Raw genomic sequence first — 22929 nt, forward strand, 5'->3', positions numbered from 1 at the left:
ATTAACTGCAAATATCATTAAACTTTGCGTTCTGGGTGCCGATACCAACATGAATAATTGTTAGTAATGAAAAGGGATTAATTAATGGCTAGCGTTTCTTCATTAGGAATCGGCTCCAACTTGCCGCTGGATACACTATTAGCAAACCTCACCACAGCTGAAAAAGGTCGATTAACACCAATCAGTGCACAGCAATCTAGCTACAGCGCAAAACTTACCGCTTATGGCACGCTAAAGAGCGCGATAGAAAAATTCCAGACAGCAAACACCACGCTTAATGATGCAACCCTTTTTAAAAGCAGCACGGCCAGCAGCAGCACAACAGATTTAGGCGTGACGACTGCTGCTGGCGCAGCAGCTGGGAAATACACGATTAGCGTGTCACAACTGGCACAGGCTCAGTCATTAGCAACTGCAGGTTCAGCCAGTGCAACCGACAAACAAAGCGCCGTGTCATCTACGGACCGTACTGTGGTCATCAACCAACCCGGGCGTGAAAAACCTCTTGAAATCAAACTTACTGATGACCAAACATCACTCAATGGTATTCGTGATGCTATCAACAGTGCTGACAGTGGCGTGTCCGCAAGCGTTATTAAGAATAAAAGTGGTGATTACCAGTTAGTTATCTCATCTGCAGAAACAGGTGTAGATAACGCAATGACGATTAGCGTAACGGGTGATGACGAGCTAAACGCCCTGATTGGTTATGATTCAGCGAGTGCCACCGGAGGGTTGAAGGAAACTATCCCAGCAAAAAATGCACTGCTGACTATCAATAACATCGAAGTAGAAAGTGCCAGTAATACCGTTAAAGATATGCCTGAAGGCGTCACCTTAACGCTGAATAAAGAAGTAGCTAATGCGACCGTTACCGTCACAAAAAGCAACGACAAAGCGACCTCAGCGATCAAATCATGGGTAGATGCTTATAACTCAATGCTGGACACCTTCAGTTCTCTGACTGAATACACTGCCGTTGATGCCGGTGCTGATCAAAGTTCTGGCAATGGCGTGCTATTGGGTGACAGTAACATTCGTACTATCCAGGCTGGCATTCGTTCGCAGTTTTCCACCGCCACTACAGGTTCAGCATTCAGTACATTGTCGCAAATTGGTCTCACACAAGACTCTAAAACTGGCAAGCTGACAATCAATAACGACAAATTGAGCGCTGCACTAACCAACAACTCTGTGGCAACTCAACAACTCTTGGTTGGTGATGGAAAAACGACAGGTGTCACTACGACGACCGCAACACTGGTGAAAGGTTATCTTGCAGACGGCGGCATGATTAATAGCGCCACCACCAGCATCAACTCCACACTAAAAAGTTTGACTAAACAATACCTGGCCGTCAGTTCCAGTATCGATGACACCATTGCCCGATACAAAGCTCAGTTTACCCAACTTGATACCTTAATGAGCAAGCTGAACAACACCAGCAATTATTTGACTCAACAATTCTCATCCAGCAGTTCCTGATAACAAGAGGTAATTATGTACAGCTCGCGGGGTACACAAGCATATGCTCAGATTGGTGTGGAAAGCGCCGTGATGAGCGCGAGTCCTCATCAACTGATTGTGTTGCTTTTTGATGGGGCATTAAGCGCTTTGGTCAGAGCTCGCTTGTTTATGCAGCAAGGAGAGCTGACCGCGAAGGGTGAAGCACTGAGCAAAGCTATCAACATTATCGATAACGGCCTCAAAGCAGGTTTAGATAATGACAAAGGTGGCGAAATAGCCGCGAACTTATCGTCTCTGTATGACTATATGATTCGCCGCCTGATGCTCGCCAATTTGCGTAACGATGTTGAAGCAATAGAAGAAGTTGAAGGGCTTTTAACCAACATTGCCGATGCCTGGAAACAGATTTCACCTCTGAACGCTGCACGGGAGCCTGCCTAATGTCGCCGTATGTAGAACTGATCAGCCGCTGGCAGAACGTGGTGCTGTTAAGCCAGTCGTTGCTGGAACTGGCACAACGCGGGGAGTGGGATTTATTGCTGGAACAAGAAGTGGCATACCTGCAAGGCATTGAAATACTCAACACTAACCCTATCCCACCTGAGACTGCGAAAAGTGTGCAGGATATGTTGCAGCAAAATCTCGAGCAAATTCTGGCTAACGAACAGGCGCTAAAGAATCTTTTACAGCAGCGCCTGGACGAACTCAGTGCATTAATCGGCCAGTCATCACGCCAACAAACGCTTAACCACACGTATGGGCGGTTATCGGGCCAATTACTCGTTCCAGATGCACCACAATAATTTTGCTGTGTGTGGCGTATCAATCGGCCAGTAACTCCCACCTAAGTTCAAAAATCCTCCATACTCCAGTGGTCAGCTAAATGACTCCTGGAGCGTGGACTCGATGAAAAACCCAACCCTATTGCAATGTTTTCACTGGTATTACCCCGGCGGCGGTGAACTATGGCCTGAAGTTGAAGCGCTGGCACCAAACCTCAACGACATTGGCATCAATATGGTCTGGCTCCCCCCCGCTTATAAAGGCAGTTCCGGTGGCTACTCGGTGGGATATGACTGTTACGATCTTTTTGACCTTGGTGAATTTGATCAAAAAGGATCGGTTGCCACTAAATACGGCGATAAATCACAATTACTGGCAGCCATCAAAGCTTTGCAGGAAAACGAAATTGCCGTACTGCTTGATGTGGTGGTCAATCACAAAATGGGTGCGGATGAAAAAGAGCGCATTCGTGTTAATCGCGTCAATGAAGAAAACCGTAATGAAATAGACGACGAAGTACTCGAATGCGAAGCCTGGACGCGTTACACCTTCCCTGCCCGCGCTGGTAAATATTCGCAGTTCATCTGGGATTACAAATGCTTTAGTGGTGTCGACCACATCGAAAACCCTGATGAAGACGGCATCTTTAAAATCATCAACGATTACACCGGCGAAGGCTGGAACGACCAGGTTGATGATGAACTCGGTAATTTTGACTATCTGATGGGCGAAAATATCGACTTCCGAAACCACGCCGTCACAGAAGAGCTAAAATATTGGGCGCGTTGGGTGATGCAAGAAACCGGCTGTAATGGCTTTCGCCTCGACGCGGTAAAACACATTCCCGCCTGGTTCTATAAAGAGTGGATTGAGCATGTGCAAGAAGTGGCCGAACAGCCGCTGTTTATCGTTGCTGAATATTGGTCACACGAAGTCGATAAGCTTCAGGAATATATCGCCCAGGTCGATGGCAAAACGATGTTGTTTGACGCGCCACTGCAAATGAAATTTCACCAGGCGTCACAACAAGGCAGTGATTACGACATGAGTCAGATTTTTACCGGTACTCTGGTCGAAGCCGACCCGTTCCATGCCATTACCCTTGTCGCAAATCACGATACGCAACCGCTGCAATCTCTCGAAGCCCCCGTTGAAGCGTGGTTCAAACCACTGGCTTACGCACTGATTTTATTGCGTGAAAACGGTGTGCCGAGCGTGTTTTATCCGGATTTATTTGGTGCCAGCTACGACGACGAAGGTGGCGATGGTGAGACTTACCACATCGACATGCCAGTCATCGAACAGCTTGATGATTTAATTCATGCCCGTGAACGCTTCGCCCACGGTGTGCAAACGCTCTATTTTGATCACCCTAACTGCATTGCGTTCAGTCGCAGTGGCACTGATGAAAATCCTGGCTGTGTCGTCGTGTTATCGAACGGTGACGAAGGCGAAAAAGTGATTACGCTTGGGGATAATTATGGCGGCAAAAACTGGCGAGATTATCTGGGTAACCGAGAAGAAATTATCACGACCGATGAAAACGGCAACGCGACCTTTTCCTGTAATGGTGGCAGCGTCAGCGTCTGGGTAATGGAAGAAGTGTTGTAGATTGAGGGTGAAACTCCCTCTCCTGAGACCTGGAGAGGGAAATTGTCATTTACGGTAACTTGGTTTCCAGCGGGTTTTTCTGCAAATAATCCGCACATTCTTGCGTCGGGCGCTCAACGCGTTTGAGCTTCATACCTGCATACTCAAGCGTATCGCCTTCACGTTCCACGCTATAAACTTCTCGCTTGTTCGTGACGTTATACCAGTCATCTGAACGCCGCGTCAGTTTACCCGGCAGAGCAATCACGCGTTGCCACTGACGGCAATCCAGCGTATCCCCTTCAGAGGTAACCACAAGCGTGGCAATCGCTTCCGGGCTCACCATCTCACTTTGCGGCCCTTGAGACTGCCAATATCCGGCAAGTCCCGCAGGTGCTGGGGTTTTAACTACGTCGCGGTAATCATCAACCTGCACGCAACCGCTCAACGCCAGCAACACTGTCAGTAATGCAATCTTCTTCATCATCTATCCCGACTGCGGAGAAAAAATAATTTTCGCATTAAAGCACTTAACCCGCCAGTGTTTCAGCGGCTTGCAGTGAAGTGAAGATGCACTGGTTTTGTTCAGTGTGACGTTTCAGGCTTATTAAATAACTTTTTATTATCGGCTACTCAACGCCAGTTTTGCGGCAAACAGCATGAAAACCCCGCCCGTGACGCGATCCATCCATTTGACTATGGATGGGATCTTAAATAGTTCTGACGCGTAACTCGTCGCCATAATTAATGTTAATGACCAAAGCGTACCTAAAACGACATGTATAGAAACCAGCAGGAACGTCCAGATGACAGGCGAATGGCCTTCGGGGATAAACTGCGGTAAAAACGAGACGTAGAATACGCCAATCTTAGGATTTAATACGTTCCCGAGCATGCCTCTTAAAAACCAATTTCCTGAGGGAGCCCCGCCTGTTTGGTGCGTATCAAATGTTTCCCGCGGTTTGAAAATGAGGTGCAACCCCAACCAGAACAAGTACGCTGCTCCACACCATTTGAGGATATCGTAAGCCAGTTCAGATGCGGCAAGCAGCGCGCCTAAACCAAACGCGACAAGTGCACCCCAGATAAAGCAGCCGCTATCGATTCCTAATGCTGCATGAAAAGCCTTTTTGCCACCTTCAACTGTGGCTGTCCGCAGTATGAGTGCAGTGTCGAGTCCAGGGGTCAGCGTTAAGAGTAACGCGGCAAAAGAAAAAGCAAGAAGTGAGTCCGTGACAGACATTTTCTATCTCCGAAAAAGTGGATGTTACTGAAAAGTTAACAACCCCACAATTGAAAATTTTTCAGGTCATACAGCCTGTTGCGATTGTTTGTCACTACCTCAATTTTAGAAAATTTGATACGTGTAATAGTTTTTACAAACTCAATGGCGAGTTATAAATTATGAATTAAGATTATTCCTATAAACCATAAAAGGGATATTGCCATGAATGATTTCTTTTCAACATTAAAATATGACTTAAAAATCAATACTGCCAAATCTAAACTTATCATTCTTATTTTCAGGATGGCCACTATTCATGCCAAAACAAAAGCGCTTTACCCGCTATCACTGATGTTTGTGATTTTAAATAGAGTGGTTAACGAAGGGCTTTTCGGCGTGGAGCTTTCCTATCATTTAAAAATTGGTAAGGGCTTTAAGATTTGGCATGGTAACTCAATGATTATAAACAGGAGTTGCGTCATTGGCGAAGGGTTTACCATCCGACAGTTCTGCACGCTTGGCAGCAATAAAAATGGTGTCGATATCAAATTTAAAGTAGGCAACAATGTCAACATGGGTGCGCATTCATGCATCATTGGTGATGATATCGAGATAGGCGATAACGTCACCATTGGTGTTGGAACACTGATTTTAAAAAGCGTCCCATCAAATAGCACGGTTATTTCAAGCAACAAAATGGTTATTATTGAAAAACAAGAAACGTTATCTGCTTAAATTAAATATCATGCTTTAGTTGTATTTACTTATTTAAGAAAATAAAAACAAATACCAAAATAATTGAAGTTGCATCAAGGCAGCAAGTGAGCAAATCCTAATGAGCTTACTAAACTAAGTGATTTTGGGGCGCGCCCGTCGCCAACGCAGATGCAGCTTCAAGCATGGAAATGAACAACGACAAAAAGTCATGATGAAGCTGAAAATGCCGGTGCAAATATCCAGCAGGTATGCTTATCGCGCACGCGCAGCGTGTTTTATGCCCATAGCCGTCATCTGCGCCTAACCATTTGAATAACTGCCACTGATATCCCATATATCGTGAACATAAAACCTTCACCGTACTGTATTTGGATTTATGTGAGCTTATGGGTAAAACGACCGTTTGGACTTAATCAGCATATAGCTATTCGTCAGCTGTCTGAGCTGCAACTCCGTCGAATTAAGCAGTGCCTGAGACGCGGGTTGCCCTTCCGGCGTGTTTTGCAATTGCCTGATAAGCTCAGCAGCCGGGACGCTTTCATTCAGTGCCTGCGTTATTGAGAACACGGCAGATTTAAGTTCACTTACCGTCATGTATTTCCCTTTCTTCTCATCCAGCTGATTGAGCCGATCCTGAAGTTGTTGAAGTGCTGTCATCCCTTTACTCCAACCTTCGAGACCCGACTGCGGCAAAGCATTAGCGGTCAGCATTGAACGCCACTTCGTTTGAGCCTGAGCAGCTAATTGAGTGCCTGGATAGAGCTGTTGTGTCTGTTCCACTAACTGATTGCCATACTGAAGCGTCCAGAACGGTGGCAATTGACTAAGCTCCTTCAGCCGCTCATCAAGCTTCTTTCCGTATGCCGGATTGTTGCCCAGCCACGAAGGACTGTCGCTGAGTAACTGCCCTGAAGCTGAAGCGGACAATACAGACGGGAGCGGCGACACGGATGCCATTACCCTTTCCTCTTCCGGATGGCTCAGTAGCACAGGAATAACCTTGAATACGAGAACACTGATGACAGTAGCCGTCACCAAACCGGTAATGAACGCTTTCGCCGGTGTGAGCCGTGCCGGTTGTTCCGTTTTAATTTCAACATCGGCTAATGGTTGTGAATTCACGACATAAACCCAGCGAGTATCGGCGTCATCACTTGCTGAAGCGAGAGTCTTCATTGGCAGCGTAACCGCAGGCGTCTGATGTTCTGTATTTGTCGCACTTGCATCGCTGTTTTCAAGCCGAATGACTGCATTTTGCAGCATCTGGCGCAACGTATCGGTACCTGCTGCGTGATGAAGCTCCAGTCGCTGTAACAGCTCGCTAGTTGAAGTCAGTAATTGTTCGGTTTGATACAGGACCGGGAGGTCAGTTCTCTGGAGCGTCTGTGTCCGAAAAATTTGCTGAAGGCGCTTGCTCAAGCTACTGAGTATCTCCATTCGGGCATGTGCTGATGCAGGCCACATTGCTGACCACTGATAACGGATCAGGGCATCAAGAATAGCCAGCCCTTCTTTGAGCCCATGAATTCCCGATATCTGTGTTCTGGCTAGCGTGTACCATGCGGCTGTCTGAAGCTCGACCCCATTGGATTCGAAAAGATTTAATGCCAGTTTTTCAACATGCATCCAGTTCACATCTGGACGGGCCGGGTGAGATAGCTTCGCTAATTCATCACGCAGGGCTGAATAATCGGGCAAAGTTCGGGGATCACTACCTGTTTTCAGGTGATGTTCGTGTGCCTGGGACATGGTGATATCCGTGTCAAAGAGGGATTGAGGGTGTGGGGGTTAACTAAATTGATTTTGTTCCAGATAATTTTGCTGCTTCAGATGCCTGAGCATCACTTTGCCCTCGGGCATAAATTCCGTTCCATACCGAACCAGGCCGACACCTTTTAATTCAGCATCGATGGCGTAACGTAATTCACCCGGCACGTCCTGCTCCAGTAAAATGACGGCCAGTGACTGCAAACGGGGTTCGTACTTCAGCAACACCCCGGAGAGTGTGTCGATCAACTCATGAGCGGTACCTGGCATGCCCTGCAAAATTTTGGTCATGTCGGGCAAACCATAGTCAGGTAAATGGGATATGGTTTCTGCGCGCGAATTCAGGATGCGCTGGATATTATCCAGTACCGATAAAATCACCTGGTCTTCTTCATTGACTGCATCAAGTGGCAAGTCACCGGTAAAATTACCCGTGAGGATTTCATATAGAGAAGGAGATTTTCTGTTCATTATAAATTAGAACCGTAAATAAATTAGCCTGCGGGTAAAGGATGTGACAGCCATTCCAGGTGGGTGATAATGCCGTGTTAGCTTTCATCCGGGTGACTGATATAGGCACTGCCACCATCTTCTCGTTGCAACAAACTCCACACTGCGGGAATACGGATTTCAGAAGCGTACATATTACTCTGATATTGAGTAGCCACCGGCATTAAGGCTCCGGACTGAACATCAATAAATTGCTGGTGTCCTCCGGCAATGGTCACCCAGTGCCCTGAATGCGGACAGCGCTCCCCACTCTGACAGGTAATGCGTTTACCCGGTTCATCATCCAAAAAATATTCTGACTCATCCGGAATAATACCGTCGCAATAGCGGGTATCTTCCCAGACCAGTCGCCAGTGAACATCACGATAACCCCAGCCATCCTGTAACAGACTGTCTTCGTAAACCTGTCGGGGAGCATTCATCCCACGAATGAAATAGTTATATGCGCCGAGATTTTTAAACCCATTGATATCCGTTTTAATCACCAGTAATTTATGGTTGTACTGAATTTTTACCGGTTCCCAGATGCCGTCACAGGGCACCGGATCGTCAGTTTTAATAATGATGTCGCTGCGTTCTGGTACGGGCGGGAGAGTTTTAGGAAATACTGGGTAAGCCAGCTTATTTAAATTATAGTGATATTTATCTGGGTTCAGTAAAAAATCCGCATCAAAAAAGTTACTCACGTTATTGTGTGGTGGGTATACCAGATACTCGCCGTGTATTTTTGCGGCAATCTTTAATTTATTCAATTTTTCGATTTCAGGTGGATACGGTTCTCTTTGCACACCTCTTTCGTGGCACAGTGGATAAAAGAAACTTTCCACCAATCCAACCGGACGTGCAACTTGGTGAAACTCGCCAGTTAAACGTTGCCATACCTGCCTGTTGCCCGCAGCCAGTTCGAGTAACCCTTCATCATAGAGACGCAATGCATCGTAAACCCAGATGATCGTCTCCGGATCAAAACCATCCGCCCTATCCTCCGGCCAGGTTTTCAGTGCCTCTTCATACTTCTCAGCAAAATACGCCCATGCATCACGCTTGCGCTGCCACAGGCTGTAGCTGCTCAGACGTAGCAATAACCAAAATAGTTTGCGGCGCACAAGATCTTCAGTCATTGGATATTTGTTTTTTTGAATGGCAATCATTGTTCACTTCCTGTAGTCGTCTGGTGCTCAATACGGGCGGCGTTAATAATGGCTCTGTCCTTCACCTTGCTGCGCAGTTCATCGTCATGCAATTTACGTGTATACGTAGAATATGGCGGCTCAATCCCTTCTGGTTTACTGTAACCATGCACACCATTCACATCCTGCCAGATTGTTGGATAAAACTCGGCTTTCACGCCTTTAAACTCCACGCTGGTAGGCTGACCGGTGGCCTTTACCTGCTCACCAATACGATTGAGCTCATTTTTCAGCATGACATCCAGATTAATAATCACCTGTTCGCCCCCTCCTTCCAGATACTGTGCAGGGCGTTTATCACCAAACTGTTCTGCAATTTTACCATACCAGGCATTAGTGCCCGGCATTCTGGTCGCCAGGTCTTCCGGCAGATGCAGTACCACCAAAAAACCGTTACCGTTCCATTCATCCAGCACCGCCGATAATTTTCGCCACTCTTCAGCACTCCCAGGAACCTTCTGATAACCCCAGAATCCACCAGCTGCCCAGGAGCCTTTTGACGCTAAATCCGTCGGGTTACCAAAGGCTCGATAAATCGTGCTACCAGCCATATCGCGGGCACTTTTAGCGGTAATTTCTCCGCTGAAAGAGGCGATATCCGTAAACACTTGCTCATCACCAAATGCTGGACTTTTCCCTTTCCAGTTAACAATATCTGGATACCCTGCCTTCGAGTATTTAAGCCGCAGCCTGTCGTTATGGATTTCCTCAGCATGAATACTCGGATAACGCGTCCCTTGCTTCGGTGCTTCCCGTAGAGGACGCTCAATCAAATAGGCCTCTGCTTCACGCTGCACATTAGTACGACCCGCTCCCGTCGCTATCGTATGAATTTCACCTTTATATACCAACGCCTGAAGGACCCGCAGTTTGGCATCCAGCTCTTTCAGCGCCTGCGGGATCATTTTCGACGCCAGCGGCTGCAAGGCAGCAAAACCGTCCCGCACCCGGATTAAATCTGCCTGCCACTTCTCAGGTAGCATCCGCCCCACTCTGGCTTTCAGAATTTGATTAATCGCGGTGATAATGGTGTTACACAAATCGCTCATCTTATCGATAAGCTGTGCCTGATACTGAACGACATTCAGTTTATTCAACCACTTCACCGCATCGCCTTCGCCCACACGATTCAGAAACTTAATCACATCGTTCAACGTTTCTACATTCTCTGCCGCTTTTGTCGTTACCCGCAGTGCCAGACGCCCGACGCCTTTTATCACACCACCAATCACCGGGATCAGTGCAAATAGCAGGATCACCAGGAAGACCCATTCGCTGACGCTCTCCCGCTTCTTCGGTTCTTTTGCCAGTCCAATGGAGACGGCAATCAGATCGCGTACTGCCGTCACGTCACCGACCAACGGAATCATGCCAATCACCGCATCCACAATAATCTGGCTGATGGTTTGCTTTTCATTAAAGGAACCCTGAAGTGTCCCCCAGATCCATTGTCCCGTTTCCAGACTGGTTTCTTTAAACCACGCCACTCCCGGCATACTCATTCAACACCTCCGCTGTGTTTTGCGATCAACGCATCAATATCTGATTCACCCGGTTTCATGCTGATAAACTGCTGATTATCGGTCTTATCTTTACGCAGATAACTCCGGGTATCAGGGCCAAACTCCACTTTCATTGCTCCATCAGGAACATCTTCCAGATGCAGATAACCCGCTCCGTCAAGGTTGCCCGTACGCACGGAACCGTCTGCAAGGGTCGCCGTATATGGAGCCCCCATGATCGGAGCATCATCGTGATAAAGATACTGCGCCAGTGCATCGGTTTTATTTTTAACCGGGTCGGCAAGCCACGGCATCTCAGGCTGTTGCGAAGCTGTCCCCGCCTTCACCGTCCTTTTCACCTTGCGCATATAGGTCCCGGTCGTGCCGTACTCGACCTTCCCCTGTTCTAACTTCAGGTAACTGCCGCCGCCAATTAACGTGATGCGTTTCTTTCCGGCAAACGAGATGTCTTCGGTGGACGTGAGGGTGAGTTTCTTCTGAGCGAAGAATCGCATATTGCCGTTCTGGGCCTGCATCTCCACCGGGCCTTCGCTGGACTTCAGACTCAACTGCCCGGATTGGGCAAACAGCCCCAGCTTGTCACCGACCAATGCGGTCATATTGCCCATGACACCCACGCTGATATCGCCCCCGGCATTCATGGCGAGGTTCTGGGTGGCGGTCAGTTGCAGATGTTCGCCGCTGGTGAATGCCATGCCTTGTGGTGCCGAAAACAGAATTGTCTCGTTAAGCGGCTTCAGCCGTTGCTCAAACATTGCCATCTGGCTGTCAATATCCGCCTTCAGTGCCTGCGCCTGCTCTGCGGCCATTTCCAGCTGTTGCAGTTGCTGGTTGAGCTGGTCGATTTCCTTCAGCGCTGCCCCCATATCCAGCACCTCACCCTGGGCTTTGGCCTGGCTGTCCGCGCTGACAAACAGCCCTTTCCCGGCGCGTATCGTGCCCCGCTCATCGGTGCGCAGTTCGGTGCCGGTGCCGCGTGGCTGGGCTTTTGCATCCACGAGGTGACCGGTGTTCAGCTGGGTTTTGCCGTATTCGGTGGCGAGCTTGATGTGCTCTTCGCCGCGTTTATCCTCCATCCGCAGTTTGTTGTTGGCTGGCGTTCTGAGGATGTTACGGGTGTGGTTATCGCGGTTAACGTGGTCCGGGTGCTCCGAGTCGTGCAGCGCATAAGCGATATACGGCAGGTCAATGTCCCCGTTGCTGTAGGCAATCGCCACTTCCGTGCCGTCAATCAGCGGTGTGTGCCAGCCGTACGTATCACCCGAATACGGTTTCGCCTGGCGCAGCCACAAATACGCATAGCCCTGCTCTGCTCCTTCCCGGTCAAAATCCAGCTTTACCCGGTAACGCCCGGTTTCATCCAGCCAGGCGTAAGTGTCATTCGCGTTACGGCTCTGGATACGGGCTGGCAGCGTGCCGTGGACTTCCGGACGGGCGATTTCCACCGGGCGGTAGCAGTAACGTTCGGTGTACGGCAGTCCCCACACTGAGACATGCAGACGGGAATCCCGTGTGGCGCTGTAAGTGGTGAGCGTGATAATCACGCCCTCTTTCAGCGCAGTAATCACATTGCCCTGCGGTTCCAGCACCTGGCCGGGGGCGAGTTGTGGCGCGTTGCTGAACAGGTGAATGCGGGCCGACTTGTTCAGCTCTCGCTCATGATGGATGCGGGCATAGAATGCCCCGCTTTCGGTGTCAGGCGTGGAGTCGGTGTCGTCACCGGCTTCCCGATACGGTGCCGCGTAACGGTAATGTTCGCCGCTGGTCACCGCATCGTTACGTACCGTGACCGTTGCATCCAGCGGCGTGGTGGCCGTGCGGTAGTTGTAATCCCGCGTGGTGGTACTGCCGGTGACCACGTGATGCCAGGTGCGCACATCCCAGACGGATTCCGATGCGCCATCGAACAAACCCGACGGCTCGCTGTACGGCAGACGCACGTCAAACTGGTAGTTAAGCTGGCTGTCGGCAAAAATATACACATCCAGTTCACGGGTGTTATCCATCTCCGTGCGCCAGAAAATGCCGACTTCAGACAGAATGCGCTGGATAAACTGCAAATCCGTCTCACGCCACTGGGTAATGAGTTCACGCGGTGGGTAGGTCCGTTCCAGGCGGAACTCAAAGTCTGGCCCTTCCAGCTCGTGTTCCCGCAAGACCTGTTCCACCACTTCCGGTACTGACAGGTTCTGATATACGGCGCTGCGACGGGTGTGCGCCAGCAGGGCCAGGCGGGAACTGAGCGTGGCACGGTAATGCGACTGGTCTTTTGAAGTCGACAACCACTCCAGCCGGGTAATGATGCCGTGAACCGCTTTGCCGCTGAGCATCCGCAGGCTGGCATATTTCATCAGCATCTGCTCAGGGGCGATATTGTCCTGTGCGGTGGTGAATTCAATGCGCCAAGCAAACGGCTCACTTAAAGCTTCCCGTCCGTAAAAATTGAGCACATCAGGCGTGACCGGGCTGTCGTTAATGTCCAGCACGTAGCGGGTCTGTCCGTCGAACAGCGCTAACCAGTTATCCATCATTTACTCCTTTACCGGCACAAGATTCAGCCAGCCATCACCCAGCTCGAGGGTGCGCGGTTTATCCGGGTCAAGATCATCGCGGGTCAGCACCAGACGCCAGCGGTTGTCCTTTATGTCCGGACGGTTAAACAGCCCCACTACCGCCACGAACTGTGCGTTCTCATCCATTGGCGTGTTGAGCGTCACGCTGCCCCCGGGCATCACCATCACGGATTGCGAGGCCAGCAGATCGTCTTTCAGTACCGCGTCAGCGTTGCGCAGCAGGGTCTGATAATCTGCTGCGTCCAGGCTCTTGCGATCCTTGAGCTGATACACCCGCACCATGGTCGCCAGTGGCATCTGTGCCCCATCAGCGTTGACTGCCGTGCGGGGGGTAAAGTCCAGATGCAGTATTTTGATCTTCTTGTAAAAAATGGACTTCGTCATACTGACGGTGCCGTCCGTGACGGTCTGGGTCAGACCGCAGCCCGCCAGCAGGCAGCAGGCAATGAGCGTCAGCGCCCGCCACCGGGTTACTGTTGCCATTCAGAAATTCCTTTAGTGAGAAATGAAGAGGGTGTTTTATTCAAAGCGGTAGTGCCCGTCTTCAGCCGGGAGCAATGCGGAGCACTGAAGACCTTCATAGCAGCCGAGGCTAACCGTCAGGGTCTGGCGGTTATCACTGAGCTTGCCATCTTTAAGCCCGAGCAGACCGGTGCGTCCCAGCTGGATACGTCGGCCTTTGCCCAGGCGAGGCTCAGGCAGCAGCCGCACCGGAACGGTCAGACGCAATCGCGCATCACTGCGGTATCCCAGATAAACGCGCATCAGAACCAGCAGGTCAGTATGAATTTGTCCGCCAGGCAACCAGCCTTCCGCCTCTTCGGGGTTTTCCGTAATAAGCGTGACCAGCACCCGGCTGCATGCCTCTTTGCCGGTTTTACCCAACGTTGCCCGCTGCGAAAGATGGACGCGGTTGCCCGCAGCCAGCCCGCTGCGGTGTTCGATATGGACCTTCACCGGGTCGGGTTCGGTGATGACCGCCCGCGTATCGGGAGCCAGCAGGCTGACCAGGGCCCGGATACCTTCGGCGTTTCGCGTCGGTAACCGCATGGTGCCCAGCAGCGCCAGAAAGCGCGATACTGGTGTGGCTACCTGCTGCGCGGTGCCCGGGATACCGAGCCCGACTAACCCCAGCAGACACTGTGACGTGGCGTCCTGCCCACCGGCTTCAAAGGTGGCCGGGTAGGCGTACTTGCGCCAGATACGGTAATACTGGGTGGTAATGCGGTGGCTGAAGATATCCAGAAACGAGGTCACCGCTTCATGGCCGTCCCGGCGCTGCGCAATATCATCCAGATACACACCGGGCAACGGTGAGTCCACGCCGTACATGCCAAGGAATGTGGTCCGCACGGTGGGGGGTAAATTCGGGTGATCTTCGTCCGTCTCGACCGCTTTCAGCTCGCTGACCGGGAATCCCATCCCCGGCCACGGGCGAAAACGCACCGGGTCATTGCCCGGATGGCTGGTTGCACCGAGCTTTGGCTCGTCAGGATTTTCCTGCTCTAACAGCTGACAGAAGCGGTAAAAGTTGGCCCGCCAGATGTCCTTATTCAGGTGTAGCGTCAGCCCGGCACGTGCTGACTGTGGGTCTCGCGCCATCTCAGTCGTTTCCCTGTGGGTTGTAATACCAGCGTCAACTGATTGTAAAGGTGAATATCGGCATACAGCCCGAAGAAGCGGTGCAGCATCTCACCAAAGAGATTCACATCCCCTTCACCGGCAAAGTTGTCCATATTCAGCGTGACTTCGATATCCACGCCTCTGAGCATGAAGCCCTTTTCAAAGCGGCGGATAAGTATGTGTTTGACCGCAACAATCGCCTCAAGGCGACGACGGTTCATCTCATCATCGGTCCAGTCATACAGCGCCAGTGTTCCGCGCAGCACTTCCGGGTTATCCATCATGCTGAGGAAGTTTGAGCCCAGATGGCTCATCACCCGCCAGTGGAAGCGGTCGTTGGCCGGGGGATAGAGGGGCATTGTCGGGACTGACAGATTCAGCACCCTGACCGGCACCTTACCCGCTTTAACGACCCGGTCCAGCAGGGTGCTTTCCAGCGCCTTACGGGGTAACTGGCCGTTGGTGCCGGTGATGCGCATCGAGAGCGATTCCGGTTTCTCTGCCAGTTGCTCCCGTTCGAAAGAGTGCCCGCCGAGAATAAGCCAGGTATCGTAAAGACCGGAGGCACCGCGTTTGACGCGGGTGTGAAAATATCGCTCCGGTGCATCGTGGCGCATCATGCCGCCCTTGTGCCGGAAGCTGGTAAAGGGCACGTACGGATGTTTGCCGTTTTTCACCGCGCCATGAATGTCATCGACGCTGTAAATTTCCGTGTGGCCATCCTGAAGGCGCAGCGGCCGCAGCAGGTATTCATTGTCCAGAGGATCGAGCGTCAGCGGGTCGGCTTCCAGGGTGAAGAGATTAATCACCGGCGCACAGTGCAGGCGGAAGTTCTCGGTTTCGAAAGGCAAATCCGACGACCAGGCTTCACTCAGAACGATATCAATCTCAAACCAATTACTGGTTTGATTGAGCCCGATGCTGTCCAGCCCGCGCAGTTCGACAAACATAAATTTCGGACGGAAGCTGAAATACTCCAGCAGCAGCTGGTAACCACTGAAGGCAGAGTCCCCCTTTGGCCAGAGCTTATCCGCCTCATCAAACCCCATCGGCTTACACCAGCCGTCAAACTTCTGACGTTCGGTACGGGTTCCGGCGTGACGGGCATACATCGCATGAACACGGCGAGTCATGGCGAGATGCAGCGCTGAACTCACCGGGCTTTCAGCATTGAGAAAAATGGCGACCTTATCAATATCGGCTTTGGCCCAGTCCACTTTTTCCGCGCATTCAAAACGCAGACGAATAGCCGAACGGCCATCGGTTTCGGTATGCAGCCGTGCCTGCGCCAGATGCAGCGGCTGAAGCGGCACCTCCCGCGTGGTCCGGTACTGACAGGGTGTTTTATGCGGGCCAACCGGGCGGGAGAGTACGGAGAAGTCCCCGGCCAGCGCTTCTGACTGGCGAAGGTTGCGCCAGTCGGGTGAGAATTCCACTATCGCCAGCGACGGAATGGTCCGCATGTAATGCGGCCACAGCAGGCTCACCAGCCCTTCGGTCAGCTCCGGCAGGTCGTCGTCGAGCTTTTCACGCAGACGTCCCATCAGGAAGGCAAAGCCTTCAAACAGGCGCTCAACGTAAGGGTCACGGGCACCGGGTTTATCGAGGTTGAGCATCGCGGCCCGGTCCGGGTGGGCGCGCGCGAACTCTTTACCGGCCTCGCGCAGATAGCGCATTTCGGCCTCGTAATAGCGCAGGGTTAAATCATCCATGCACGGGTTTCCTTTAAATTAACCGCAGAGCACCATGGCGCGGGCGGGATCGATGGCGATAAGACCGGACAGCAGGGCGTCCATCTCGGGCATCAGACGGGTTTTATCCGATTCACTGCGACCGGCTTTCATGCGCAAGAGTTTGAGGCGGCGGGCCTGCACTTCAAACAACAGCGCAGGCTCCCAGTTTGCCAGCGTCAGTTGTGGCGCACTGGCCGTCAGTTCGCCCAGCAGATGCAGAGCCATGTCATTACGTCCGTACTGCTCAGCCACACGGGCCATCAGCAGACGAGTCAGCCAGCGGCTTCGCGGTGTGTCCGCCCCCGGTCGGGACTGAAGCCAGTCAAGAGCGGCTTGCGGGCCTTCACTGTCGCCCTTCACCATCGCTTCTGTTTCCAGCGACAGGACATCGTCCGCCTGCCCGTGGGAAACCGTCGCCGGTTCATCCCGGAAGGTCAGGGGCTCGTCGTTCACTTTCTGGGCTATCCAGCCCTGCGTCACTTCATCGGCAAACGGGGTGCCGTCATTCCAGGCCAGCCCCTCAAGCCCGGGTAGACGTTTAAGGAATAAACGCAGATCGAAGAGTACGGAGTCAGACCAGGTCTCCCAGGGCTGACCGGCATGACTGAGGCCCTGCCAGAGATACCACTGGAGATCGAGCCAGAAATGGTTGACCCCTTCGATGTACATCTGGCTGGCCTGCTCCACCAGTTCAGCCCAGTTTTTTTGTAAATACAGACGTTTAAGCTGTGCCCGGTACTCCGGTTTGGGCGGTAGCAGGCGACTGCGTCCGCTGCTGTCCAACGGAGGGATCTGATCGACCGTATCCCAGCGCACGGTTTTCATCAGCCGGTGAGACGCCAGCCAGCCCTGAGGTTGCTCGCTCAGCCAGCGGGAAAGGAGCTTTGTTTGGTCCAGCAAATCTCGCCCGGATTTGACGACAGAGAGTTGCGGTGAGGTTCCGGTGCTGTACTCACGTCCTGTTTCCTGAGCGCTGCTGTTTTGTGGAATGAGTGAGTCCATTCCCCCGGAACGCGCCAGGCGGTTTTCGAGTGCAGAACAGAGCCCGGCAAACGCGGGTCTTTCACTGTCCGGCCAGTCGCTGACGGTGCTCGCCAGCAGACTGAGCGCTCCGGCCGTCAGCCCTGCATCATTGCGGTCCACTTCCGGCCAAAGCGAGAGGGTATCGAGCACTCTGGTACTGTTCAGCCATTCCAGTGCGGACTTACGGGCATTAGCCCGCATGGGGTGACACTGCTGGCCGAAGCGGGTGAGCATGGCTGCCAGCAGCAATAAGCCTTCTGCCAGCCCTTTCTCGCCATCACGTTGCAGGCGGGCCTGAATGTACCAGGTCACGACCCGGATATCTTTGGCGGCGTCACACAGAAGCTTTTCTGCTAGTGTGCATAACAGGACCGGGTCGGTGCCCGTGAGCTTATTGATTTCTTCGCGCATCAGCTGGAAGTCATCGTTATAGGCCGGATCTTCCCCGGTTTCCTGTTCCGTGCTGATGGGATATACCCAGCTTTCCCAGAGAGACAGCGCATCCGTTGCCCGCGAGTGAAGACGCTTTTGCTCTTCCATATCGTTGGTACAGGCCGTTAGCAGGGCTTCCGATGAACTCATTATTTTTCCCGTTTATTGGTCTTATTTTATCAATGGTCAGAAGGTGTGAGGGCGGTTTCCTGCCAGGTTACTGGATCTCTCCAGCCCCGGCGTCAACGCTGAAAATGGACACTGGTAGAATGAATCCCTGAAGACTCAATAGCGCCAGCGGGCCATCACCCAGTTCGCTGCGCATAATGAACTTCAGCGGATTGCCATCCGGGGTGATCCAGACCAGCTGGCTTCGGCTGCCATCGAGCGGCGTGATCAGTGCTTTGTCCAACAGGCGAATGAAGCCCCAGTTCCCCTGATTGTTCGCGTAGAGCTGCATACCGCTCTTCACGCTGCGCCAGCTGAGACTGACACCCGGATAATAGGTATTTCCCGGCCAGACAAAGCTTTGCCAGCTTTCCATCTGATTGAAGTAGTCGAGGTTTTGCTCATCCAGGGTCAGCTGCATGCGGGCGACATCACGCGATGGCCGCGCCATCAGTTCGAAATGCACTCCGGCATCCCCCTGGGCAAAGACAACGTCTGAGATACCCGCCAGCTGGTTAATGGCTTTCAGGAAGTCAGGATTGACGACCATGCCCTGGCTGGCGGCAGGATCGACCACCCAGCGATTGCCCTCCTGGTGCAGAATGCCGCCGAGGTTGGTTTTCAGGAAGCTGGTGATACGCCCTGAATCGCTGCGCAGGAACTGGGCCAGCAAAGGCAGTGACGCGTCGCTACCGGTCGCTTTAAACGGATAACGACCGGCAAAAGCTTTGTTCCACTGATCCACTATCGTTGACTGCCAGCGGGTGTTCAGACTGCCTGCGGCCGGAGCCAGCACCTGCCGCCACGCCAGATCCAGCGGCTGCACAAACAGAGACTGACCGAAGCCACTCCATTCCTGCCCAAGGCTCGCGGAGACCAGACTGCCGTAGTCCCGGGCATCGGTCAGATCGATGGCCTTGCCCTGGAAAACGGTCTGAGCCAGCATCTGTGCCATGGCCTGGGGATCAGGGGCACTGGTGACCTGCTGGAGTTTGAGGCGAACCTGGGTGACACGGGCAAGCCAGGACTGGAAGCTGAGATTGCCGTTATTGCCCGCCCCTTCTTTACCGGTCATCAGCCCTAATACAGGGCCGAATACGCCATCGAGCGGACCACGGGGACCCTGAGCCTGTTCGATAAACTGTTTGGCGTTCTTCTTCGTGCCGATGAGGCTTTTCGCCGAATCCACCAGGGAATCAGCCAGTGCCTCGCCCTTCTGCCCGGTCTTACCCTGCCAGGCCAGCGTGTTCATCAGCGCCACCAGGGGGGACTGGCGGACATCGGCCAGTAAGTTGAGCTGGGCAATGGCTTCGGATAATGACGTGGCTTCCTGCCACTTAAGGCTGTTAGCCATGTTCAGCCAGGCGTTACCAAAATCGGTAAAGTAACGCTCAGTGAGCCGCGCCTTCAGGGCTTCCGGCGAGACATCACTCCCCGCCTGGTGGGTTTTATCCGTCAGCACCCAGTCGATTTCATCGCGCCGGGTTTTCACCACCTCATCAATGGCGCTCTCGACCTGCTCTTCCCAGGCCTGGCGGGTAAACATACCCGGCACCACTTCTTCGGTACTGAATAATGTCGACGCGTCAGTGTCCCCGGTCATATCCGCAAGGGTTAAGTCAGGCCAGTTGCTGGCAACCCGTTTGAGCATGTCCTGATACAGCCCGGACTCCGCATTACGCTGACCGATTTGCTTGAGCAGGATCTGGCGCACGGTATTGATAAGTTCAGCATCGGGCGTGATTTTCCACTCCGGATGTGCCGGAAGATTTTGCGCCCAGAATCCCAGCAGTTTGGGGGCCATTTCCTGCCAGGCACCATCCGGCACGTCCTGGCGTGTCGGCCAGGAGGCCAGCACGTGTTTCGCCAGCCACTCTGAGTCCGCTTTTTCCGGCCGCGCCATCATCAGGTAGCCCTTCAGCAATCCGTAGGCCCGTTGAGTTTCCTGTATCCGCGCATCACTGGCTGGAGGCAGTTGCACAAACGCATTCAGCTGCTGCGCCAGACGGTCGGCAGCGGCATCACGCATCAACCCGGCATTATTGCGGGCATACAAAGGCCAGAGCGCCGCCAGCGTGTCATGGTCCTGATTGAGTCCAAAGCGGGTGTACCAGGGCGCACCGGTAGCTTCACGGTGTTGCAGACGGGCAATCGCCTGTTGCAGGATCAACTGGTTACGCAGTCGTTCCGCCAGCGGTTGTCTGGTATCGGCAGCCACGCGGGCGGTTTCCTGCGCCTGATAAATCTGTGCCCGGTTAACAACCAGAGATAACAGGGTCCCGGCTCCCCACAGGGCAACCAGAACCAACAGCAACAGCTGCAGGCTTTTTAGCCAGTCGAAGGTGATTTTTTTAGCGTGGACCGCCAGACTGTCTTCGTCCAGCGCCTGCCAGGTCGGGCTGCTTAATCGGGCATGGGGTATTGCACCCACCCCGGCCAGTTCAGGGCTCATCATGACACCCCGCAGGCGGTAAGGTGCGGTTCCCTGCATCAACCCGTTCAGTGCCACGGAAAGGCTGGACTTCAGTTCACCCTGCAAACGTGATGAAAGACGCAACAGCCAGTCATGCAGTGGGTTGTTCAGCACCTGTGCCATGCCTGCCTGGCGCAGGTGGGGCACCAGTTCATCCAGAGACGCCATAGCCTGTTCCGGCGTGGCACCTGGGCCAAACAATGCTCCGGTTGCCGTGGCTTCGCCTTCTGAGCCGTGGGTGGCATCCGTCAACCACAACCAGACCGGAGCCTGCCAGCCGAGATGTTTATCCGCCTTCTGGCGATTTCGCAGGAAGGCATCCCGTTCAGCGGTTGAAGGGAATGACCGGGCATTGAGAACCTGCACGATACCGTCCAGTGGTCGATGCGGGCGCAGCAGGTTCAGTTCAGACAGGAAAGCCATATCCGGGGAAGACTGCACGTTACCGCCGTGGATGAGCACGACTCCGTCACCTTCCTGCCACCGGTCGCGATTAAGCCCGGGGGCGGCTTTCTCAATATCCGCATCATCACCCTGGACCAGCAGAATACGGACGTTCCGTTTCCAGTGACGACCGTAACGCAGATGGAGATGTTCGCTCACCGACGCTGAGTTAAATTTATTCTCGGTGCCTTCTGTAAATAGTTGAAGAGGCTTATCAGTGAGGGGCGTTTGCTGCTTTTTATTATTGAATGATACATGGACACCGGACTTACCCGCCCGCTCAAACCCCTTTTCAATAATCCAGCCTAAAAAGATGAGAATGGCGACAATGGACAGGCAGACAGTCAAAATACTGCCATGTTCCAAAGGACCTATCCCTGTCCAGCCAGCCATTTTTTCAGGCAGCGATACCAATAAAAAGCTGATAATTGCTGTCGAAAAAATTAAGACGGCAATACTCGCGCCGATGAGTGTTTTTATTTTCACGATAGACCCTGATTTATTCCTGCTTTCTTACCCGGAGTCACAGCTGCCACCCAGATTTCATCTGCGTTGGTTTCCGCAACCACAACCTGTGAGCCACCACTTTGTGCGGCGGTGGCGGCAAGGATGATGGCAAGCCATGGTGCAGCTTTACCGGTATAACCCGTCGTCTGATCGACATCCCGGTTATCTTCGGTCATGCTGAACGTCAATCCAGACGCTTCACACGCGGAACTCAATTCCCCTCCCTGCGTCACGGCCTTGCCGGTAGTCCATGTCCCCTTAACGTCTTCCCGTGGCTTCTGACACCATAACAGCGCACGATCCAGGTTATGATCGAGGGCACTGATATGGCCTTTTTCAGGACGATGCAGACTCACCGCATCCGGGAAATCGAGATGGCGACGGTTTAACAACAGGAGCCAGACGATAGCTTCGCCTTCACCTTCCTGTGGTGAAGAGCGGACGACAGCACTGAGAATGATGAGAGCGGAAGGTCTCTCCCACATTTCATCCAGCCAGATATCGAATGCTGTAAAACCTTTGGCATTGAATAGTCGTAATTTTCGCCCCGTCTGGGCGGCAAGGCGCTGTAATATTGTCTCTTCAGCATCGGCAACACCGGCGATGTCGCAGTCAATCATCAATTCACAGGGGATATTACCGGGGATTTTTTCAAGAGCCGGTTTCAGTTGGCTGATCATTGTTTTCAGCGCGGCATCAAGATCCTGCGATTGCTGCTTATCCTGGAAATCCGATAACCGTGAGTGACGAACCGGTGTGCCACCGGCTCTGGGTGGCTGCACAGTTAACTGAGACGTGGGGGATTTGACAGCACTGAGTAATTTTCCCGGCCCGCTACCGAATTGAGTGACCACGCCGGTATTGATAACGTGTGCAACTCGCTGTCCCCGGGTGGTTTCCTGCTCAGCTAACAGCGCTCGTTCCCGATCCCATGATGCAGCCCACACCTGATCACATTTATAATCGAACCGTCGAAGGCTAAAAATGAGCCCCCAAAGACAAAAGGGTAATCCGAGCGCCGTAAACCAGAAGATAAATCCCTCACGGTTTCCAGACCATTGCCAGAATGTCAGTACACCGCCGACAACGATAATTGCCGCCAAAAAAAACAACCAGCGACGAGTATCCGGCCGTCTTATTTTGGGCGCTAAATCAGGGATAGCATCCAGATACACAGGCAT

At 52.6% G+C, this 22929-nt stretch carries 18 protein-coding genes; 5 read left to right on the forward strand and 13 right to left on the reverse strand.

The features are described 5' to 3' along the window. Window positions 1–84 precede the first annotated feature (84 nt). From fliD to amyA, 4 genes are all read left to right on the forward strand, one after another. On the forward strand, window positions 85–1485 hold the full coding sequence (fliD, locus tag FH968_RS02820) for a flagellar filament capping protein FliD (protein ID WP_139877042.1): 1401 nt from the start codon (window positions 85–87) through the stop codon (window positions 1483–1485). Window positions 1486–1500: 15 nt separating this feature from the next. Continuing rightward, window positions 1501–1908, forward strand: coding sequence for a flagellar export chaperone FliS (gene fliS, locus FH968_RS02825; protein ID WP_139877045.1), 408 nt, complete (start codon window positions 1501–1503; stop codon window positions 1906–1908). Beyond that, window positions 1908–2270 (forward strand): flagella biosynthesis regulatory protein FliT, encoded by a 363-nt coding sequence (gene fliT, locus FH968_RS02830; protein WP_139877047.1) that lies wholly within the window; start codon window positions 1908–1910, stop codon window positions 2268–2270. The genes fliS and fliT overlap by 1 nt, the downstream gene beginning before the upstream one ends. 103 nt (window positions 2271–2373) lie before the next feature. Continuing rightward, the gene (gene amyA, locus FH968_RS02835) at window positions 2374–3861 is read left to right on the forward strand and encodes an alpha-amylase (RefSeq protein WP_139877049.1); all 1488 of its coding nucleotides are present in this window, start codon (window positions 2374–2376) and stop codon (window positions 3859–3861) included. A 49-nt stretch (window positions 3862–3910) separates the two neighbouring features. Here amyA and yedD read toward each other — a convergent pair whose 3' ends face one another. Then, window positions 3911–4324 carry a lipoprotein YedD gene (gene yedD / locus FH968_RS02840; protein ID WP_139877269.1) on the reverse strand — a complete coding sequence of 138 codons (414 nt, stop codon included), beginning with the start codon at window positions 4322–4324 and terminating at the stop codon, window positions 3911–3913. Window positions 4325–4462: 138 nt separating this feature from the next. Continuing rightward, window positions 4463–5083: a LysE family translocator gene (locus FH968_RS02845; protein ID WP_139877051.1), complete on the reverse strand. Its 621-nt coding sequence runs from the start codon at window positions 5081–5083 to the stop codon at window positions 4463–4465. A 204-nt stretch (window positions 5084–5287) separates the two neighbouring features. Here FH968_RS02845 and FH968_RS02850 point away from each other — a divergent pair, with 204 nt between their 5' ends. Continuing rightward, window positions 5288–5800 carry a serine acetyltransferase gene (locus FH968_RS02850; RefSeq protein ID WP_139877053.1) on the forward strand — a complete coding sequence of 171 codons (513 nt, stop codon included), beginning with the start codon at window positions 5288–5290 and terminating at the stop codon, window positions 5798–5800. A gap of 366 nt (window positions 5801–6166) precedes the next feature. Here the strand turns inward: FH968_RS02850 and FH968_RS02855 are convergent, their stop codons facing one another. The 11 genes from FH968_RS02855 to FH968_RS02905 form a co-directional block, all read right to left on the reverse strand. Then, on the reverse strand, window positions 6167–7531 hold the full coding sequence (locus FH968_RS02855) for a VasL domain-containing protein (RefSeq protein ID WP_139877055.1): 1365 nt from the start codon (window positions 7529–7531) through the stop codon (window positions 6167–6169). A gap of 39 nt (window positions 7532–7570) precedes the next feature. Continuing rightward, on the reverse strand, window positions 7571–8020 hold the full coding sequence (tssE, locus tag FH968_RS02860) for a type VI secretion system baseplate subunit TssE (protein WP_139877058.1): 450 nt from the start codon (window positions 8018–8020) through the stop codon (window positions 7571–7573). Window positions 8021–8097: 77 nt separating this feature from the next. Beyond that, window positions 8098–9210, reverse strand: a complete 1113-nt coding sequence (locus FH968_RS02865) for an Imm72 family immunity protein (protein ID WP_139877061.1) — start codon at window positions 9208–9210, stop codon at window positions 8098–8100. After that, entirely contained in the window at window positions 9207–10751 is a 1545-nt protein-coding gene (locus FH968_RS02870; RefSeq protein WP_139877063.1) for a DUF4112 domain-containing protein, read from the reverse strand. Before FH968_RS02870 ends, FH968_RS02865 begins: the two co-directional genes overlap by 4 nt. Next, window positions 10748–13300, reverse strand: coding sequence for a type VI secretion system Vgr family protein (locus FH968_RS02875; RefSeq protein ID WP_139877066.1), 2553 nt, complete (start codon window positions 13298–13300; stop codon window positions 10748–10750). The genes FH968_RS02870 and FH968_RS02875 overlap by 4 nt, the downstream gene beginning before the upstream one ends. 3 nt (window positions 13301–13303) lie before the next feature. Then, the gene (gene tssJ / locus FH968_RS02880) at window positions 13304–13828 is read right to left on the reverse strand and encodes a type VI secretion system lipoprotein TssJ (protein WP_139877069.1); all 525 of its coding nucleotides are present in this window, start codon (window positions 13826–13828) and stop codon (window positions 13304–13306) included. Window positions 13829–13864: 36 nt separating this feature from the next. Beyond that, window positions 13865–14947, reverse strand: a complete 1083-nt coding sequence (tssG, locus tag FH968_RS02885; protein WP_139877071.1) for a type VI secretion system baseplate subunit TssG — start codon at window positions 14945–14947, stop codon at window positions 13865–13867. Next, window positions 14911–16680 carry a type VI secretion system baseplate subunit TssF gene (gene tssF / locus FH968_RS02890; RefSeq protein ID WP_139877074.1) on the reverse strand — a complete coding sequence of 590 codons (1770 nt, stop codon included), beginning with the start codon at window positions 16678–16680 and terminating at the stop codon, window positions 14911–14913. The genes tssG and tssF overlap by 37 nt, the downstream gene beginning before the upstream one ends. Before the next feature lie 18 nt (window positions 16681–16698). Then, window positions 16699–18306 (reverse strand): type VI secretion system protein TssA, encoded by a 1608-nt coding sequence (gene tssA / locus FH968_RS02895; protein WP_139877076.1) that lies wholly within the window; start codon window positions 18304–18306, stop codon window positions 16699–16701. 67 nt (window positions 18307–18373) lie between these two features. Continuing rightward, entirely contained in the window at window positions 18374–21727 is a 3354-nt protein-coding gene (locus FH968_RS02900) for an ImcF-related family protein (protein WP_139877079.1), read from the reverse strand. Further along, window positions 21724–22929 (reverse strand): hypothetical protein, encoded by a 1206-nt coding sequence (locus FH968_RS02905; protein ID WP_139877081.1) that lies wholly within the window; start codon window positions 22927–22929, stop codon window positions 21724–21726. Before FH968_RS02905 ends, FH968_RS02900 begins: the two co-directional genes overlap by 4 nt.

The organism is Buttiauxella sp. B2 (genome assembly GCF_006376615.1).
Taxonomy (GTDB): domain Bacteria; phylum Pseudomonadota; class Gammaproteobacteria; order Enterobacterales; family Enterobacteriaceae; genus Buttiauxella.

What these genes read in the sequence shown, in the direction of transcription:
- fliD (WP_139877042.1), top strand. Translation starts at nt 85, where the DNA reads ATGGCTAGCGTTTCTTCATTAGGAATCGGCTCCAACTTGCCGCTGGAT.
- fliS (WP_139877045.1), top strand. Translation starts at nt 1,501, where the DNA reads ATGTACAGCTCGCGGGGTACACAAGCATATGCTCAGATTGGTGTGGAA.
- fliT (WP_139877047.1), top strand. Translation starts at nt 1,908, where the DNA reads ATGTCGCCGTATGTAGAACTGATCAGCCGCTGGCAGAACGTGGTGCTG.
- amyA (WP_139877049.1), top strand. Translation starts at nt 2,374, where the DNA reads ATGAAAAACCCAACCCTATTGCAATGTTTTCACTGGTATTACCCCGGC.
- yedD (WP_139877269.1), bottom strand. Translation starts at nt 4,324, where the DNA reads ATGAAGAAGATTGCATTACTGACAGTGTTGCTGGCGTTGAGCGGTTGC.
- FH968_RS02845 (WP_139877051.1), bottom strand. Translation starts at nt 5,083, where the DNA reads ATGTCTGTCACGGACTCACTTCTTGCTTTTTCTTTTGCCGCGTTACTC.
- FH968_RS02850 (WP_139877053.1), top strand. Translation starts at nt 5,288, where the DNA reads ATGAATGATTTCTTTTCAACATTAAAATATGACTTAAAAATCAATACT.
- FH968_RS02855 (WP_139877055.1), bottom strand. Translation starts at nt 7,531, where the DNA reads ATGTCCCAGGCACACGAACATCACCTGAAAACAGGTAGTGATCCCCGA.
- tssE (WP_139877058.1), bottom strand. Translation starts at nt 8,020, where the DNA reads ATGAACAGAAAATCTCCTTCTCTATATGAAATCCTCACGGGTAATTTT.
- FH968_RS02865 (WP_139877061.1), bottom strand. Translation starts at nt 9,210, where the DNA reads ATGATTGCCATTCAAAAAAACAAATATCCAATGACTGAAGATCTTGTG.
- FH968_RS02870 (WP_139877063.1), bottom strand. Translation starts at nt 10,751, where the DNA reads ATGAGTATGCCGGGAGTGGCGTGGTTTAAAGAAACCAGTCTGGAAACG.
- FH968_RS02875 (WP_139877066.1), bottom strand. Translation starts at nt 13,300, where the DNA reads ATGGATAACTGGTTAGCGCTGTTCGACGGACAGACCCGCTACGTGCTG.
- tssJ (WP_139877069.1), bottom strand. Translation starts at nt 13,828, where the DNA reads ATGGCAACAGTAACCCGGTGGCGGGCGCTGACGCTCATTGCCTGCTGC.
- tssG (WP_139877071.1), bottom strand. Translation starts at nt 14,947, where the DNA reads ATGGCGCGAGACCCACAGTCAGCACGTGCCGGGCTGACGCTACACCTG.
- tssF (WP_139877074.1), bottom strand. Translation starts at nt 16,680, where the DNA reads ATGGATGATTTAACCCTGCGCTATTACGAGGCCGAAATGCGCTATCTG.
- tssA (WP_139877076.1), bottom strand. Translation starts at nt 18,306, where the DNA reads ATGAGTTCATCGGAAGCCCTGCTAACGGCCTGTACCAACGATATGGAA.
- FH968_RS02905 (WP_139877081.1), bottom strand. Translation starts at nt 22,929, where the DNA reads ATGCCTGTGTATCTGGATGCTATCCCTGATTTAGCGCCCAAAATAAGA.